This window comes from Alkalihalobacillus sp. TS-13 (assembly GCF_019720915.1).
Lineage (GTDB): Bacteria > Bacillota > Bacilli > Bacillales > Fictibacillaceae > Pseudalkalibacillus.
In genome coordinates this window covers 1,316,793-1,329,978 of sequence record NZ_JAHKSI010000001.1, presented here as the reverse complement: position 1 = coordinate 1,329,978, position 13,186 = coordinate 1,316,793, and the positions used below count along the sequence as shown (strand labels likewise).

The 13,186-nt window shown below is 40.4% G+C and carries 15 protein-coding genes and 1 pseudogene; 13 read left to right on the top strand and 3 right to left on the bottom strand.

What is annotated here, in order from left to right; translation table 11 throughout:
* The first annotated feature begins 13 nt into the window (after window positions 1–13).
* From KOL94_RS06590 to KOL94_RS06535, 12 genes and pseudogenes are all read left to right on the top strand, one after another.
* Window positions 14–1,642 carry a nitrite/sulfite reductase gene (locus tag KOL94_RS06590; protein ID WP_221565096.1) on the top strand — a complete coding sequence of 543 codons (1,629 nt, stop codon included), beginning with the start codon at window positions 14–16 and terminating at the stop codon, window positions 1,640–1,642.
* Between the two features lie 15 nt (window positions 1,643–1,657).
* A complete protein-coding gene (locus KOL94_RS06585) occupies window positions 1,658–1,882 on the top strand; it encodes a DUF3906 family protein (RefSeq protein ID WP_221565095.1) in 225 nt (74 codons plus the stop codon).
* A gap of 21 nt (window positions 1,883–1,903) precedes the next feature.
* On the top strand, window positions 1,904–2,689 hold the full coding sequence (gene cobA / locus KOL94_RS06580) for a uroporphyrinogen-III C-methyltransferase (RefSeq protein WP_221565094.1): 786 nt from the start codon (window positions 1,904–1,906) through the stop codon (window positions 2,687–2,689).
* Between the two features lie 15 nt (window positions 2,690–2,704).
* Window positions 2,705–3,442 (top strand): sirohydrochlorin chelatase, encoded by a 738-nt coding sequence (locus tag KOL94_RS06575; RefSeq protein WP_221565093.1) that lies wholly within the window; start codon window positions 2,705–2,707, stop codon window positions 3,440–3,442.
* On the top strand, window positions 3,439–4,008 hold the full coding sequence (locus KOL94_RS06570; RefSeq protein ID WP_221565092.1) for an NAD(P)-binding protein: 570 nt from the start codon (window positions 3,439–3,441) through the stop codon (window positions 4,006–4,008). Before KOL94_RS06575 ends, KOL94_RS06570 begins: the two co-directional genes overlap by 4 nt.
* 14 nt (window positions 4,009–4,022) lie before the next feature.
* Window positions 4,023–5,084: a homocysteine S-methyltransferase family protein gene (locus KOL94_RS06565; protein WP_221565091.1), complete on the top strand. Its 1,062-nt coding sequence runs from the start codon at window positions 4,023–4,025 to the stop codon at window positions 5,082–5,084.
* Window positions 5,085–5,244: 160 nt separating this feature from the next.
* Window positions 5,245–5,766 (top strand): hypothetical protein, encoded by a 522-nt coding sequence (locus KOL94_RS06560; protein WP_221565090.1) that lies wholly within the window; start codon window positions 5,245–5,247, stop codon window positions 5,764–5,766.
* Between the two features lie 67 nt (window positions 5,767–5,833).
* Window positions 5,834–6,061 (top strand): hypothetical protein, encoded by a 228-nt coding sequence (locus tag KOL94_RS06555; protein WP_221565088.1) that lies wholly within the window; start codon window positions 5,834–5,836, stop codon window positions 6,059–6,061.
* Window positions 6,062–6,160: 99 nt separating this feature from the next.
* Window positions 6,161–6,445 carry a hypothetical protein gene (locus KOL94_RS06550; RefSeq protein ID WP_221565086.1) on the top strand — a complete coding sequence of 95 codons (285 nt, stop codon included), beginning with the start codon at window positions 6,161–6,163 and terminating at the stop codon, window positions 6,443–6,445.
* Between the two features lie 60 nt (window positions 6,446–6,505).
* A pseudogene (locus KOL94_RS06545) lies at window positions 6,506–7,496 on the top strand (MFS transporter).
* Window positions 7,497–7,517: 21 nt separating this feature from the next.
* On the top strand, window positions 7,518–8,804 hold the full coding sequence (locus KOL94_RS06540) for a S41 family peptidase (RefSeq protein ID WP_221565084.1): 1,287 nt from the start codon (window positions 7,518–7,520) through the stop codon (window positions 8,802–8,804).
* 24 nt (window positions 8,805–8,828) lie between these two features.
* Window positions 8,829–9,371 carry a GNAT family N-acetyltransferase gene (locus tag KOL94_RS06535; protein ID WP_221567612.1) on the top strand — a complete coding sequence of 181 codons (543 nt, stop codon included), beginning with the start codon at window positions 8,829–8,831 and terminating at the stop codon, window positions 9,369–9,371.
* Window positions 9,372–9,434: 63 nt separating this feature from the next.
* Here KOL94_RS06535 and KOL94_RS06530 read toward each other — a convergent pair whose 3' ends face one another.
* The 3 genes from KOL94_RS06530 to KOL94_RS06520 all read right to left on the bottom strand — a co-directional run bounded on the left by KOL94_RS06530 (window position 9,435) and on the right by KOL94_RS06520 (window position 12,232).
* Entirely contained in the window at window positions 9,435–10,286 is an 852-nt protein-coding gene (locus KOL94_RS06530; protein ID WP_221565082.1) for a dimethylarginine dimethylaminohydrolase family protein, read from the bottom strand.
* A gap of 112 nt (window positions 10,287–10,398) precedes the next feature.
* Window positions 10,399–11,130, bottom strand: coding sequence for a YqcI/YcgG family protein (locus tag KOL94_RS06525; RefSeq protein ID WP_260412404.1), 732 nt, complete (start codon window positions 11,128–11,130; stop codon window positions 10,399–10,401).
* A 415-nt stretch (window positions 11,131–11,545) separates the two neighbouring features.
* Window positions 11,546–12,232, bottom strand: a complete 687-nt coding sequence (locus KOL94_RS06520; RefSeq protein ID WP_221565078.1) for an FG-GAP repeat domain-containing protein — start codon at window positions 12,230–12,232, stop codon at window positions 11,546–11,548.
* 285 nt (window positions 12,233–12,517) lie between these two features.
* On the opposite strand from KOL94_RS06520, the gene KOL94_RS06515 reads away from it, so the two are divergent.
* Window positions 12,518–13,081 (top strand): hypothetical protein, encoded by a 564-nt coding sequence (locus tag KOL94_RS06515; protein ID WP_221565076.1) that lies wholly within the window; start codon window positions 12,518–12,520, stop codon window positions 13,079–13,081.
* The last annotated feature ends 105 nt before the right edge of the window (window positions 13,082–13,186 follow it).

Below are 13,186 nucleotides of genomic sequence, written 5' to 3'. Positions count from 1 at the left end.
GGAGGATGCTCGAATGGCATACGAAAAGTTCTGGGCAGACAATGAAAAGCTGAATAAGACAGAGTTGAAGAAGCTTGAGAAAGACGGTCTAGAAATCTTTGAAGATATTCCGTATTACGCTGAAAATGGTTTCGAATCGATCCCGAAGGAAGAGTGGGATTCATTCAAATGGGCAGGACTGTACTTGCAACGGCCTAAACAAGACGGCTATTTCATGATGCGGATCAATGTTCCGTCTGGGGTCTTGAATTATGAACAAGCAGAAACGTTGGCATCGATCTGTAAGGATTACGGAAGAGGTGTATTCGATGTAACGACACGGCAGGCAATTCAGTTCCACTGGCTCCAAATCGAGAACATCCCGGATATTTTCAACCGGCTGGCAAAGGTAGGTTTATCATCTGCAGGTGCTTGCGGTGATATCACACGTAATATTGTCGGAAATCCGCTTGCCGGTATCGATCCGAATGAGTTGTTCGATACAGAACCGATTGTGAAAGAAATTTATGAGTATTTTCAGCACAACAAGGACTTTTCAAACCTTCCGCGTAAATACAAGGTCTCGATCAGTACGAATATCCATAATGCCTCGAATGCTGAAATCAATTGCTTGTCCTTCACCCCGGCTGTGAAAGAAATCGATGGGGAAGAAGTGAAAGGATTCCATGTCAAAGTCGGCGGTGGTCTGGCAGCAAGACCATATCTCGCAGAAACATTGGATGTCTTTATACGACCTGAAAACGTGAAAGAGACTGCAATTGCAATTACGACAATCTTCAGAGACTTCGGGTACAGGGAAAAACGTCATCGTGCTCGACTGAAGTTCCTTGTGGCTGACTGGGGACCTGAAGAATTCAAGGAAAAATTAGTAGAGTTAACGGGTCCTTTGCCTTCAAAAGGTGAGGATGTCCAAAAGGATTGGAATGCTGGCTACTTCTACGGTGTGCATAAACAAAAGCAGGACGGACTGAATTATATCGGTTTCAACGTTCCGGTCGGCCGGTTGGACGCAAATGAAGTATTGGAAATCGCAAAAATTTCTAAACAATACGGTAATGGCGAGATCCGAACTTGCAACTCTCAAAATATCATCATACCAAACATTCCAGATGAGAAAGTAGATGCGCTTTTACAAGAAAAGATATTTGAAAGAATCACGATCGAACCGAAGCGTTTCATCGCGTATTCTGTATCATGCACAGGTATTGAATTTTGCAACCTGGCATTGGTGGAAACAAAAGAGCGGATGCGCCAGATCGCGGAATATTTGGATGAACAGATCAGGGTAGATGTCCCTGTGAGGCTTCATATGGTCGGCTGCCCGAATTCATGTGGTCAACGGCAAATTGCTGACATCGGATTACAAGGCATCAAAATGAAATCGAAGGAAAAAGGACTGATCGAAGCGTTTGAAATCTATGTCGGAGGCACTTTGAACCACGGCGGGAAATTCAATGAAAAGCTGAAAGGTAAGATTGACGGAGAACACCTTCCTGCGGTTCTTGTAGAATTCCTTACCTATTTTAAAAAGGAAAAGCTGCCAGGTGAATCATTCTATGATTTTGTAGGACGCCTCGGTATCGAGCCGCTTCAAGAAGAATTGGATCGGATTCTAGGAAATGTGACAGCGAATGTTTCATGATAGGAGCGATGTAGAGTGGACTTATACAGGTTTGAAGTGACGACGGATACGGATGTGATTCCGGTCATCATTGCAGCGGAGAATGATGAGGCGGCTTTCCGTCTGGTAGAAGTCGAGCTTGAAAAGTATTTTTTTAGATTACCAGAAGTGGATGATATTTCACTATATGAGAAGAAAAAGATCCGAAAGGGAAACGGGTTCGTCCTGCATGAACAAGAAACGATTTTAAGCGGCAGTTGACCACGTGAAGGAGAGGATGAAATGGGTAAAGTCTATCTAGTAGGTGCCGGACCGGGGGATCCAGGATTGATCACGGTCAAAGGAATGAAATGCATAGAGGAAGCAGATGTCATTCTTTACGATCGCTTGATCAATAAAGAGTTGCTGAATTATGCAAAAGATGATGCAGAACTGATTTATTGCGGAAAATTACCAGACTATCATCTGATGAAACAGGAAACGATCAATCATTTTCTCGTAAAGAATGGGCTGAAAGGCAAAACCGTCACGAGATTGAAAGGCGGGGATCCGTTCGTATACGGCAGGGGCGGTGAAGAAGCGGAGGCGTTGGCAAAGCACGGACTGGAGTTCGAGATCGTCCCTGGAATCACTTCAGGGATTGCCGCTCCTGCTTATGCGGGTATACCGGTTACACACCGTGAACATAGTTCAACGTTCGCTTTTGTGACTGGCCACCGCCGCAAGGATAAAGAAGAGGATGATCTGCGCTGGGAAAGCCTTGCAAAAGGGATTGATACACTTGCGATCTATATGGGTGTCAAAAACCTACCGTATATTTGTGCACAACTTACAAAACACGGACGCCCCAGTGAGACGCCTGTCGCCCTAGTGCATTGGGGAACCATAGGGGAACAGCAGACCGTGACAGGAACATTAGACACGATTGTCGATGTTGTCGAACGAAATGAAATTAAAAACCCGAGTATGATCATCGTCGGAGAGGTCGTCCGTCTCCGCGATAAGCTCAATTGGTTCGAACGTTTGATTGAACCAGAAAGTGAATTGCAGAAGAAAGTCGCTTTTTAAAGGTGGAGAAAAGAGATGCAAGCAATCTTATACGTCGGTCATGGGAGTAGAGTGGATGAAGCAAGGAACCAGGCTGCACAATTCATGAAACAAAGTATGGAACACCAGTCCACTCCGATTCAGGAGATCAGCTTTCTCGAATTGGCACACCCGACGATCGAAGAAGGTTTCAAGCGTTGTGTTGAGCGCGGCGCAACCAGTATCGTAGTTGTACCGATATTGTTGCTTACAGCAGGGCATGCGAAAAAGGACATCCCTATGGAACTGGAACGGTTGCAAAGCCGTTGGCCAGCTGTCTCAATCACTTATGGCCGTCCGTTCGGAGTACATGAGAAAATCATTGATATTTTAATCGAACGGATCTATGACAAGGCAAAACCGATTGACGATGCAATGGTTCTTCTAGTCGGAAGAGGCAGCAGTGATCTGGACGTGAAAAGGGATTTACGAGAGATTGCAGATCGATTATATGAAAAGCATCGGTTCAAAAGAGTTGAAACATCCTTTTTAGCTGCAGCTGAGCCAAGCTTTGAAGAAGGACTTGAACAAGCAAAGCGATATGGTCATAAACAAGTGTTTGTTGTTCCCTATCTCTTGTTTACGGGGATTTTGATGAAAAGCATGGAAAAGACAATCCGAAAACTGACAAGAGAAAATCAGGAATTTATTTTATGCGACTACCTCGGTTATCATCCGAACCTTCAGGAAGTAGTCTCCGAACGGACACAGGAATTGATTGGTGTTGGCGTATGAGGCATTACCCAATCATGCTGGATCTCTACGGTAAAGACGCGGTCGTCATTGGAGGCGGGAAGGTAGCGAATCGTAAAATCCGGTCACTTGTTGAAGCCGGTGCGAGTGTCACGGTTGTCAGTCCCGAAGTGACTGCCAATATAAAAAAGCTGGTACAGCAAGGGCAGATAAACTGGATTAAAAAACAAGTAGAAGCTAAAGACTATCAGGACGCGTTTGTTGTAATTGCTGCAACAAATGGTCCTGATGTGAATCAGCGCATTGCTGCACAAGCTGGAAAACATCAACTAGTCAACGTCGTCGATGATCCAGACAATGGAAACTTCCATGTTCCTGCAAAACTATCAAGAGGCAGACTAACCATTGCCGTCTCGACAGGCGGTGCAAGTCCAATATTAGCAAAAAGAATAAGAGATGAACTGGCACAGACCTACGACACAACGTATGAAGATTACATGGACCATCTATTCGACTGCCGTCAAAAAATCAAACGGATGACGTTAAGTGAACAAGAAAAACGAAAAATACTCGAAGAATGCGTGAGTTCATGGGAAAAGAAAAGTTGATGAGGTGAGTACAATTGAGTGGAGAAAAACGTACAGTAAGACAACGTTTGGAAGATGGACCTGTGATTTGTGGAGAAGGCTATTTATTCGAACTAGAACGACGTGGTTACCTTCAGGCAGGTTCATTTGTTCCTGAGGTTGCATTAGAAAACACACAGGCACTGGAACAGGCATATCGTGATTTCATGAACGCTGGATCTGATGTCATCGTCGCTTTCACATATAATGCTCACCGTGAAAAAATGAGAATCATCGGTAAAGAGGATCTTGTTGAAAACTTAAGCAGGCAAGCCATTCGTTCGGCAAAAAAAGTTGCTGAAGAGCACCCTGAGGAACCCGCACTGGTAGCGGGGAACATTTCGAATACGAATGTTTTCGATCCCGATGATGATACGTCAAAGGATGAGGTCAGATCAATGTTTGCGGAAATGGTGGATTGGTGTGTCGATGAAGGTGTAGATTTCATCTTAGGTGAAACGTTCTACTATCATGAAGAAGCGTTGATTGCCCTTGAAGAAATAAAAAAGAGCGGACTGGATGCCGTGATTTCGTTAGGGTTGATGGGTGAGGGCGTTCTTCGGGATGATTTCACAGTTGAAGAATCCTGCAAAATTCTTGAGCAAAACGGTGCGCTAGTTGTAGGAATGAACTGCTTCAGGGGACCTGATACGATGCAGCCACACCTTGAAAAGATTCGGGAAAACACAGAAGGTTATCTTGCAGCACTTCCGCTCCCGTACAGGACGACTGAAGAGCACCCTACCTTTTTCAACTTGCCTGATGGTGGATGCAGCTGCTCACTACCAACTGAAACGACATTTCCTACTTCCTTGGACCCACTGTATCACAATCGCTATGAACTTGCGGAATGGGCGAAGAAAGCTCATTATGATACTGATATCCAGTTTATCGGGTTATGTTGTGGAGCCTCTCCGGCTATGATTCGCGCGGTTGCTGAAGCAGTCGGGCGTGTGGCTCCGAATTCAAAATACTCACCGAATATGGAGAAACACTTCTTGTTTGGTCAAGATGAAACATTGAAACAGCATAATGTAGAGTACAGGACGAAAGCATAAAGTATTGGAGGACCGATCCAAATTATTGGACAGTCCTCTTTTTTATGCGAAATTTAAACCAACTTAAAGGAAAAATATGTTAAAGTTTAAAAAGAGAAATTGGTTTCTTTGTTCATTTAAAGAGGCAGGCTTGCGGATTAATCTGTTTTGGGAGGTGACCATGAAAAAAATTATATTCCTTGTTGTTATTGGCTTGGTCTTTATCATTTTTATTAACCTTGTTAAAGATAGGGCTGTATTAACTAAAGAGGAAAGTGAACCAGAGGTTAAGTACTCGATTCCAGACAAACCTGTTACAAATGTACCTGAATTAGATAAATTGCCAGCAAAAGAAGATTGGGAAGTTCGGGAGGAATACAAAAAAGATGGTAAGGTTCTCTTAAATGTACATTCAGCCCAATCCCTTGTAGCAGGAAAACCATTTGGGTATTTGTTTTCTTTTACTGAACCATTTGAGACTTTTAAAGGGAAAAAGATAGCGATTCATGCTTACCACAAAGAGACAGATGAAAAGCTAACAGTGGTCTCTCCCAAGACGGTAAACAATCCATCTCCTGGATATTCAAATTTAAAACGTTTTACAGCCAATTTTGAAGTTCCAGAAGGTGGTTTATGGCGATATGAAGTAGTTTTAAATGATGAATTCTATGCTGATGTGGTCTTATCGGTTAAAGAGAAATAAATTTGTGAGGTTCAATGTTGAAAATAAGATAATCGGATACACTAGTCGAAGTATATGGGGGGGCGGAATGGACAATATTGATAAAAGAAATCGTTTAGATGAACAACCTTTCAGTTGTCGGGTCACCAAAAATAATACTGTTTTTATAGAGTATTATGGGAAACAAGTAAAAACATTAAAAGGGAAAGATGGTGAGAAGTTTATAAAGAAAATGAATGCTGCTGAAAATGAAAAGGACACACAATTAATAATGGCCAAGGTAACCGGTAATTTCAAAAGGGGCAATGAACGCTGACAGGATCTTTCTTTTCATCCTTTTAACAAAGGTAAGGTAGAGCAGTTTGATAGATTAATTGTTGAGGTAGGTGAGATATTGAAAAAATCGATAAGTGTTATGGTTGTAATAGTAGTGGTGTTCCTGCTCTTGCACTCAACACCAACTATGGCCATGAGGACTCAAGTGTTCCTAATGGGTTATCCAAAAGCTGCGTTTACATCAGGAATTATCGAAGATGACTATCATAATGAAATAGATAAAGAGAAGTTTTCAGACTTGAATGCGAAAGCTTATACCTTGACTACCCCTCCAATTGAAAAAGCTACCCAGGGTGAATTACGAAACTATCTGGTTAAAAAGATTGGTTTTCTACATTTTGCAGAATTTTATGGTGAAGGGTAATGTTTAGCTTTATTTTATTTGACCAAACAATGTTTTACCATTCAAATAAAGGGGGGACTTATGGAGAAAAGTGTTTTAAATAACCGTGGGTTTGTCTCACTATGGTTGGGAACTGCGATATCCGGTTTGGCAGGAGCCTTTGGGACATTTTGCAACGCTATATTGATTTATGAGATGACAGGATCAAAGCTAGCTCTTGGTAGTATGTGGTTACTCTATTTTCTTCCTTCCATCATTCTTCAACTTGTTAGTGGACCTTTCATTGATAGATGGAGTAGAAAATGGATTATGATTCTATCACAGTGGACAAGGGCAGCTATTTTTTTAGTTCCTTTATTATCTTTAACAAGTGGAGTCCTGGAACCTTGGCATATTTATGCTGTTCAAATTGTCATTGGATTACTAGCCCCTTTATATGTACCAGCGAGTCAGGCAATAACCCCTACAGTTGTTACGAAAGCACAATTATGTACAGCAAATGCCTATATTGATGGTACTTCTCGTCTAATGATGTTTTTAGCACCTGTTTCTGGCGGGATTGTAATTGAATACATTGGGATAAAGTTAACTTTGTTATTGGTAATAAGCTCATTAACGATCAGTGGTTGTTCATTATTATGGGTTAAAGAACATCGGAAGTTACAGGATATTCGCTCTACATGGTTAAAGCAATTCACAGAAGGGATCATGTATTTTTTTCAAGAGCGACGAATTGTTTGGTTAGGTATATTTCTAGGCTTTGTTCAATTCGGTTGAAGTTGTTGCAGGGATTGCCATGGCATTTTTCAATGTACATAATACAACTATTAACCAACAAACCGTCCCTGATCGTCTGATGGGAAAAGTCTTATCTGTCCGATTAGTGATAATCCGGGGAGTAATGCCTTTGGGTGTTGTAGTTGGAGGTGTGGTTAGTGAATTATGGGGGATAAGACCATTGTTTATATTAATCGGTACTCTTATCTCCTCGGCCGCAATTATTGGTATAGTATTTCCTTATTTTAAATTTATCGATGTTCCGGTTTCATCTAGTAAAGACCTAGCTTCATAGGTGGTAATAAGGAGGAATTAGATGTATCTAACTATTTTTGATGACGTAGTTCATATTCTCCATAACGATTATTCCGGATGCGTAGATAAAAAGGGATGGGATAACCCTTCCTTTTACCGGAATCAGATTAAGAAATTGAACGCTGCAGAAAATAGTGATGAAATGTTTGTGCAAATCGTACAAGACTACTTGCTTGATTTTAACGACTTGCATATGAGTTTTAAATATATAGGGGAAATGAAAAATACACTTTATGAAGTCGGGTTTAAGGTCAGAAGATACAATGATTTGCTTTATGTAGTATCAACTGGGAAGGAGAAAAGAGTAAAACCTGGGGATGTTATTACAGCATTAGATGGGATTGCAATCTCTGATTTGGTTGAGATCCATAAAAGAAGATTGATGGAACAAGAAGCAGAAAGAGAGAACTGGAATGATATACTTTCTCTGTACAACCGTGCTTCTATAACGGATGAAGCTGGAAAAGCATTTGATATTGAGGTGGATAAGTATGAAATAGAACCAGTCCAAGCTGAGTATTCTATAGAAGTGATGACCGAGGATACATTATTTTTAAAACTCACAGACTTTATGAATCATGATGCAATAATAAAATTAATCAGTGATAACGAGCTCCTTTTAGTAAATCACAAAAACCTAATTATCGATGTGCGAGTAAACAAAGGTGGAAGCGATCTAGCCTACCTTGAATTGCTTCCTTATCTCTTTGATGGAGAAGTCATTGATTTAAAAAGCTTTGATGATGGTGTAATGCTGACGAATTGTACAATACGTAATGTTGAACTCAGAACTAAATTCCTGAAGAATGCTTTCTCGACTCTTGAAGATGTGTCCACACGAAATCAAATCAATATGATGATCAATACATTAGAAGAATATAAGGGTAAAGGGTTTGTTGAATTGGATTTCAGTGATATGGAAGAAAGTTTATTATTGAAAACAAAGTCTGGTCCTGAAAGTATTATTTTATTGACAGATGTGTATTGTGGAAGTTCGGGCGATTCATTTGTGGAGATTTGTAAGAACTCAAGAAAAGTTACTGTAATTGGGTGGCCGACATTGGGCTTGAATGACTATTCCAATCTTGCTGTGATGGGTTGGGATAATAAATTCGAGCTTTGGTATCCAACTACTAAATTATCAAAAGTCGATGAAGGCAAAGGGATGAGTGGGGTTGGTATTCAGCCTGACATTTATATTCCTTGGAGTCCTGATCATATAAAGCAAGATATTGATTTGCAAAAAGCATTAGAGCATCTTCAATATTTGAGAGAGTATTCATGTTAGTTAATAGAGAGAGTGAAAGAAATGGTGAATGAAGTTCCGAAAATAGAAACAAACAGATTGATTTTAAGAGATGTAACATCAGATGATGCTGAAGATATGTTCAATTATCTATCTGATGGAGAAGTTGTGAAACACATGGGGTTACCACCTTCTCAGACTATTGCAGACGTATTGGATGAAATCAAGTGGTATACCTCTATCCTTGAAGAAGGCAGCGGTATCAGGTGGGGGATTACCCTTAAAGATGCCGGAAAGGTCATCGGAAGCTGTGGTTTTCTCAATATGGTGCCCAAACATTATCGAGCTGAAGTCGGATTCGAATTAAGCAAAGAATTTTGGGGTAGAGGGATAGCTGGCGAAGCATTACGTGCTATGGTGAAATATGGGTATGTTCACTACCGATTGGAAAGAATTGAGGCTTTGATCGAACCTGACAATCTCCCGTCACAAAAACTGGTAGAAAAACATGGTTTTATAAGAGAAGGCTTGCTTCGGCATTACGAATATACATGTGGCAAATTTGATGATTTATATATGTATTCGCTCTTGAAAAACGATATCGATTAATACGATATTCTGAAAGGAAGGGGTTGTCCATTTAATTGGGACAACCCTTTATCTTGTATTATATTATTCTCTTTGCAGTGGCAGAGTACAACATCGAAACGATCCGCCAGATTTAATGATTTCAGACAAATCGACCGGGATGATGTCAAATCCTTTTGATTCTATCTCATGGTTCAATCTATCATTCTGTGGGAGGCTGATGATTTTTTTGTTCCCTATAGAAAGTACGTTCGGCCCCATGTGAAACTGCTCCTCTTTCGTTACAGGTATGATCTCAAACCTTGATTTGATTTTTCTAAAATCCTTCGGTGCAAAAGCTTCTGGGTAAACAAGCGCTGTATGATCACTAATAATATTGAACACACAATCAAGGTGAAGAATATCACTCCTGAGCTTTAACAGTTCAATGTGGAAAGAAGGAAGACGCGTTTGAAGATGCTCAATTGCTTGAAGTGAAGTTCGTCCACTTTTTCCAACCCAAATGGTGGAACCATCGATAACGACATCACCGCCCTCAATAAATCCAGGAATCGCATTTTGAAAAGGTATCGAATTCTCTTGAAGCCAGTCTTTCAAAATTGTCGTTTCCTCCTGGCGTACTCTTTCCCTCATTGAACCTAGGAATAGCTGATCGTGAATTGTAAAGGCGATGTCCCTTGTGAATACCTGCTCATGTAAACTCGGTTCAGCAGGAAGTAAGGAGGCCTCCACTCCATGCTGATTCAGTTCATGTACGAATGTTTCATGCTGTTGTAAAGCAAGTGAGGTGTCAATATTGGTTTCTTGGTAGTGTTTTTGAGTTTCATTGATTGCTTCATTAATTTCCATAAAAGATGGCTTTACCATTAGTACCTTCTTGAGCGTTGAAAATTCTGTGCTGCAATGAATACTGCTTCCTAATGCTATTCCCTTCATATCCATAACCTCCATCTTGACGATATTGTACATTTCCCTATGTCCAATATCGCAAAACCGCATGTTTGGTTTCGATTACCATGTTATTTTAATTGTTCGCAATACAATGCGATTAACTGTCTTTATGATGGAAAGGGCATTTTCCTTTTATAGGCTCAATATCATCTCCAATGAACGATTGTTTCCATTCATTATGATCAGGATCACCGTAATGGCTGATATCAGGGTGTTTCGGAAGTCCGTCCCATTTTTCTACTCGTGCTCTCACTTTTTCACGTGACATGATTCCGCCTTTTTCTGTTCCTTCGAGTCCCTGGAAAATTGCACGAGGTTGAAAGCCTAAAATCAAACTGTTTCCTAAATTCCTCGTTTTCCGTTGTTTATAGGCAGGCGCATTGCCAAAGGTAAAGATCGGCTGACCAGCGAAATGGAAGTCCCACAAAAAGTGGTCAGGGTCTTTTGGTGCTTCATGCGGCCATCGAAAACGATCGTAATGATGCAAATACTGCAAGATATCCCAGAAGTATGAGCGGTAGTATTCGAGTGATTTTTCTGTACTTTCAGGTTCCACAAAAATGAAAAGCCCATGTCTTTTCGGGTTTGGTTCCTCGAACAAGCTTAAGAAACTCTCGACAGCCTCTGGCAAGTGGGACCATTTATTATGTTCAATGTAAGAATAGCGCAGTTCACCTTTGCGTTGGGCAGTCCTGCCGAAATAACAGGGGAATGTAGGATCGTTAACAACCTGGCTGAACGTCTTATATTCTTCTAATAACCATTCAGGGAGATCAGCCCCCTTTTCGATGGCTTCTTTTGTTAGTAGATATCGGCTTTCTGTTTTCAGCATAATCAATCTCCTTTTATAACGAGTACGTATGAGATGTTAAATAATTAGGAATCATGAAGTATCTATTACCTAAGTAACGTTTATTAAAACATTTTATTCGACTAAGGAGTTCTTATAGCGATTTTCGTGACCCACCTGCGTAAAGGCGAACCAAGCGAGATCTCAGTGAGGAGGCCTGCGGTTCCCTCGCCGAAAGGAAGTGAATTTCGCAGAAAGGCACAAACATAAATTCTTTCTAAATTAAAGTTCTGTTAAAAGACTTTGTTGATTATAAGCGAAATTTGCGACACTCCTGCGAGAGCAGCGGTCCAGGCGAGACCCCACAGCGAGGAACTCGCGAGGAGGCTCGCGGATCAACCGCGGAAAGGGAGTGAATTTCGTAGTAATCAACAATAAAAACTAACAAGCCAAATTAAAAAATCTGGATGGTCTGGTTGTACGGTTCAAAGGTTGATTCCTTCCACCTCAAGTACGTATTCAACCAGCCTAGTCCATCCGCATTATATAGCCCGATAATCCGTTGATAAGCCAGCAGATCGTATACACCATTTCCTTGAAAATCGACTGGATATAACCCGCCAAGCGCATTGACAGATCCCTCAACAGGACTCTTGAGCTTTCCCTCTTCATTATATAATTGGTCTAAATAGTCCTTGCCTTTGTACTGGATATCTATTATGAATGAACTTTTTGTTTCAATCCTGGTTACTCTCACCTTAAAGCCGTCTAGATAGACAACTTTATAATGATACAAGTCATTGAAAACTTCATAATCAAAGAGGATTTTCGGGTTATTTTTTACGAATGAATATACATAATTATAGGTGAGCCCACCGGATCCGCCTGAAAATATATTGATAAAGATATCGTCAATCTTATTTCCAGTAAAATCCCCTAAGAATAGGGATGGCTGATACCCCATGGATGTTTTTAACGGTAGTTGGTATATCCTTCTGGTCTTTCCATCCTGAATCCATAATGTGATATTTTCTCGAAAAGGACTATCCGAAAAAGGAAGCGTCCCTGTCAGGTAAATGAGATCAGGCATTCCATCTCCGTTCACATCGCCAAGTTTACGTGCCAATAACTCCATACTCATCACAGTACCTCCATCTAGATCCCACAATGTGAAACCTTATTTCGTTTCATTCGTATTTAGTATTAAAGTTACAGAAGGAGATCAAGAAAACGTGTTTATGATTAAATCGAAATGCTCGAAATGCGAAAAAGAAATAAAATCCAATGAAGAAGTGTTTGTGAAATTACGGTATCCCAAAGTCAGAGGTATGGCAGAAATCAAAGCTTATCTACATAATGAAGGCACCTTTATATGCCTTGACTGTATAAGTAAATAACATGGTTCAGAATTAGAGGAGATTTTAAAATGCAAGATTATCAAATTAAGCACATGAGAAAAAGGCAATTCATTGCTATTAATATAATCACGTCGGTGACTTTATTCTTGTTTATGGTCATGTTGAAATTATTTGACGTCACATTATCAGTGATGTCTTTTATCGTAGGATTGATATTGCTCAGTCAAGTCCTTATAAAGTTATTTAAAGATAAAACAAGTTCTTGGTTACCTGTTTTTGAAGAGGTTGCAAAATATGAAAAAGAAAAAATAGGGAGTGAATGGGATCGTCAATATAAATCACAGCTCGTGCTGCAGGCAGTAGTTTCCGGGTGGATGTTCTTTCAATCGTACTTTATGCGTGATGCTGAAGGTAGCGCTTTACAATCAGACTGGTCATTCATGGTAGGGTTTGTATTCATCTTGTTTCTATTTGTAAATGGGAATCTATGGTTTCAAAATAGAAAGATCGATCGCTCTGTTACTTCAGAAGCATTTAAAGGATATACGAAGAAATCGATAATCGTTGGAACCATTATTGGACTGCTGCTGGCATTTGTGGTGATGACAGCGACAATCATTTTTACTATATAAATTCGACAAAAACCGTCACTGATTTAGCAGTGGCGGTTTTGTTATGAGCATTGACGAGTGTCCCGCGAATATTATTCTGAATCTCGAAAACAATAGGAAATATAA

What these genes read in the sequence shown, in the direction of transcription:
- KOL94_RS06590 (WP_221565096.1), top strand. Translation starts at nt 14, where the DNA reads ATGGCATACGAAAAGTTCTGGGCAGACAATGAAAAGCTGAATAAGACA.
- cobA (WP_221565094.1), top strand. Translation starts at nt 1,904, where the DNA reads ATGGGTAAAGTCTATCTAGTAGGTGCCGGACCGGGGGATCCAGGATTG.
- KOL94_RS06575 (WP_221565093.1), top strand. Translation starts at nt 2,705, where the DNA reads ATGCAAGCAATCTTATACGTCGGTCATGGGAGTAGAGTGGATGAAGCA.
- KOL94_RS06570 (WP_221565092.1), top strand. Translation starts at nt 3,439, where the DNA reads ATGAGGCATTACCCAATCATGCTGGATCTCTACGGTAAAGACGCGGTC.
- KOL94_RS06560 (WP_221565090.1), top strand. Translation starts at nt 5,245, where the DNA reads ATGAAAAAAATTATATTCCTTGTTGTTATTGGCTTGGTCTTTATCATT.
- KOL94_RS06555 (WP_221565088.1), top strand. Translation starts at nt 5,834, where the DNA reads ATGGACAATATTGATAAAAGAAATCGTTTAGATGAACAACCTTTCAGT.
- KOL94_RS06550 (WP_221565086.1), top strand. Translation starts at nt 6,161, where the DNA reads ATGGTTGTAATAGTAGTGGTGTTCCTGCTCTTGCACTCAACACCAACT.
- KOL94_RS06540 (WP_221565084.1), top strand. Translation starts at nt 7,518, where the DNA reads ATGTATCTAACTATTTTTGATGACGTAGTTCATATTCTCCATAACGAT.
- KOL94_RS06530 (WP_221565082.1), bottom strand. Translation starts at nt 10,286, where the DNA reads ATGAAGGGAATAGCATTAGGAAGCAGTATTCATTGCAGCACAGAATTT.
- KOL94_RS06520 (WP_221565078.1), bottom strand. Translation starts at nt 12,232, where the DNA reads ATGAGTATGGAGTTATTGGCACGTAAACTTGGCGATGTGAACGGAGAT.
- KOL94_RS06515 (WP_221565076.1), top strand. Translation starts at nt 12,518, where the DNA reads ATGCAAGATTATCAAATTAAGCACATGAGAAAAAGGCAATTCATTGCT.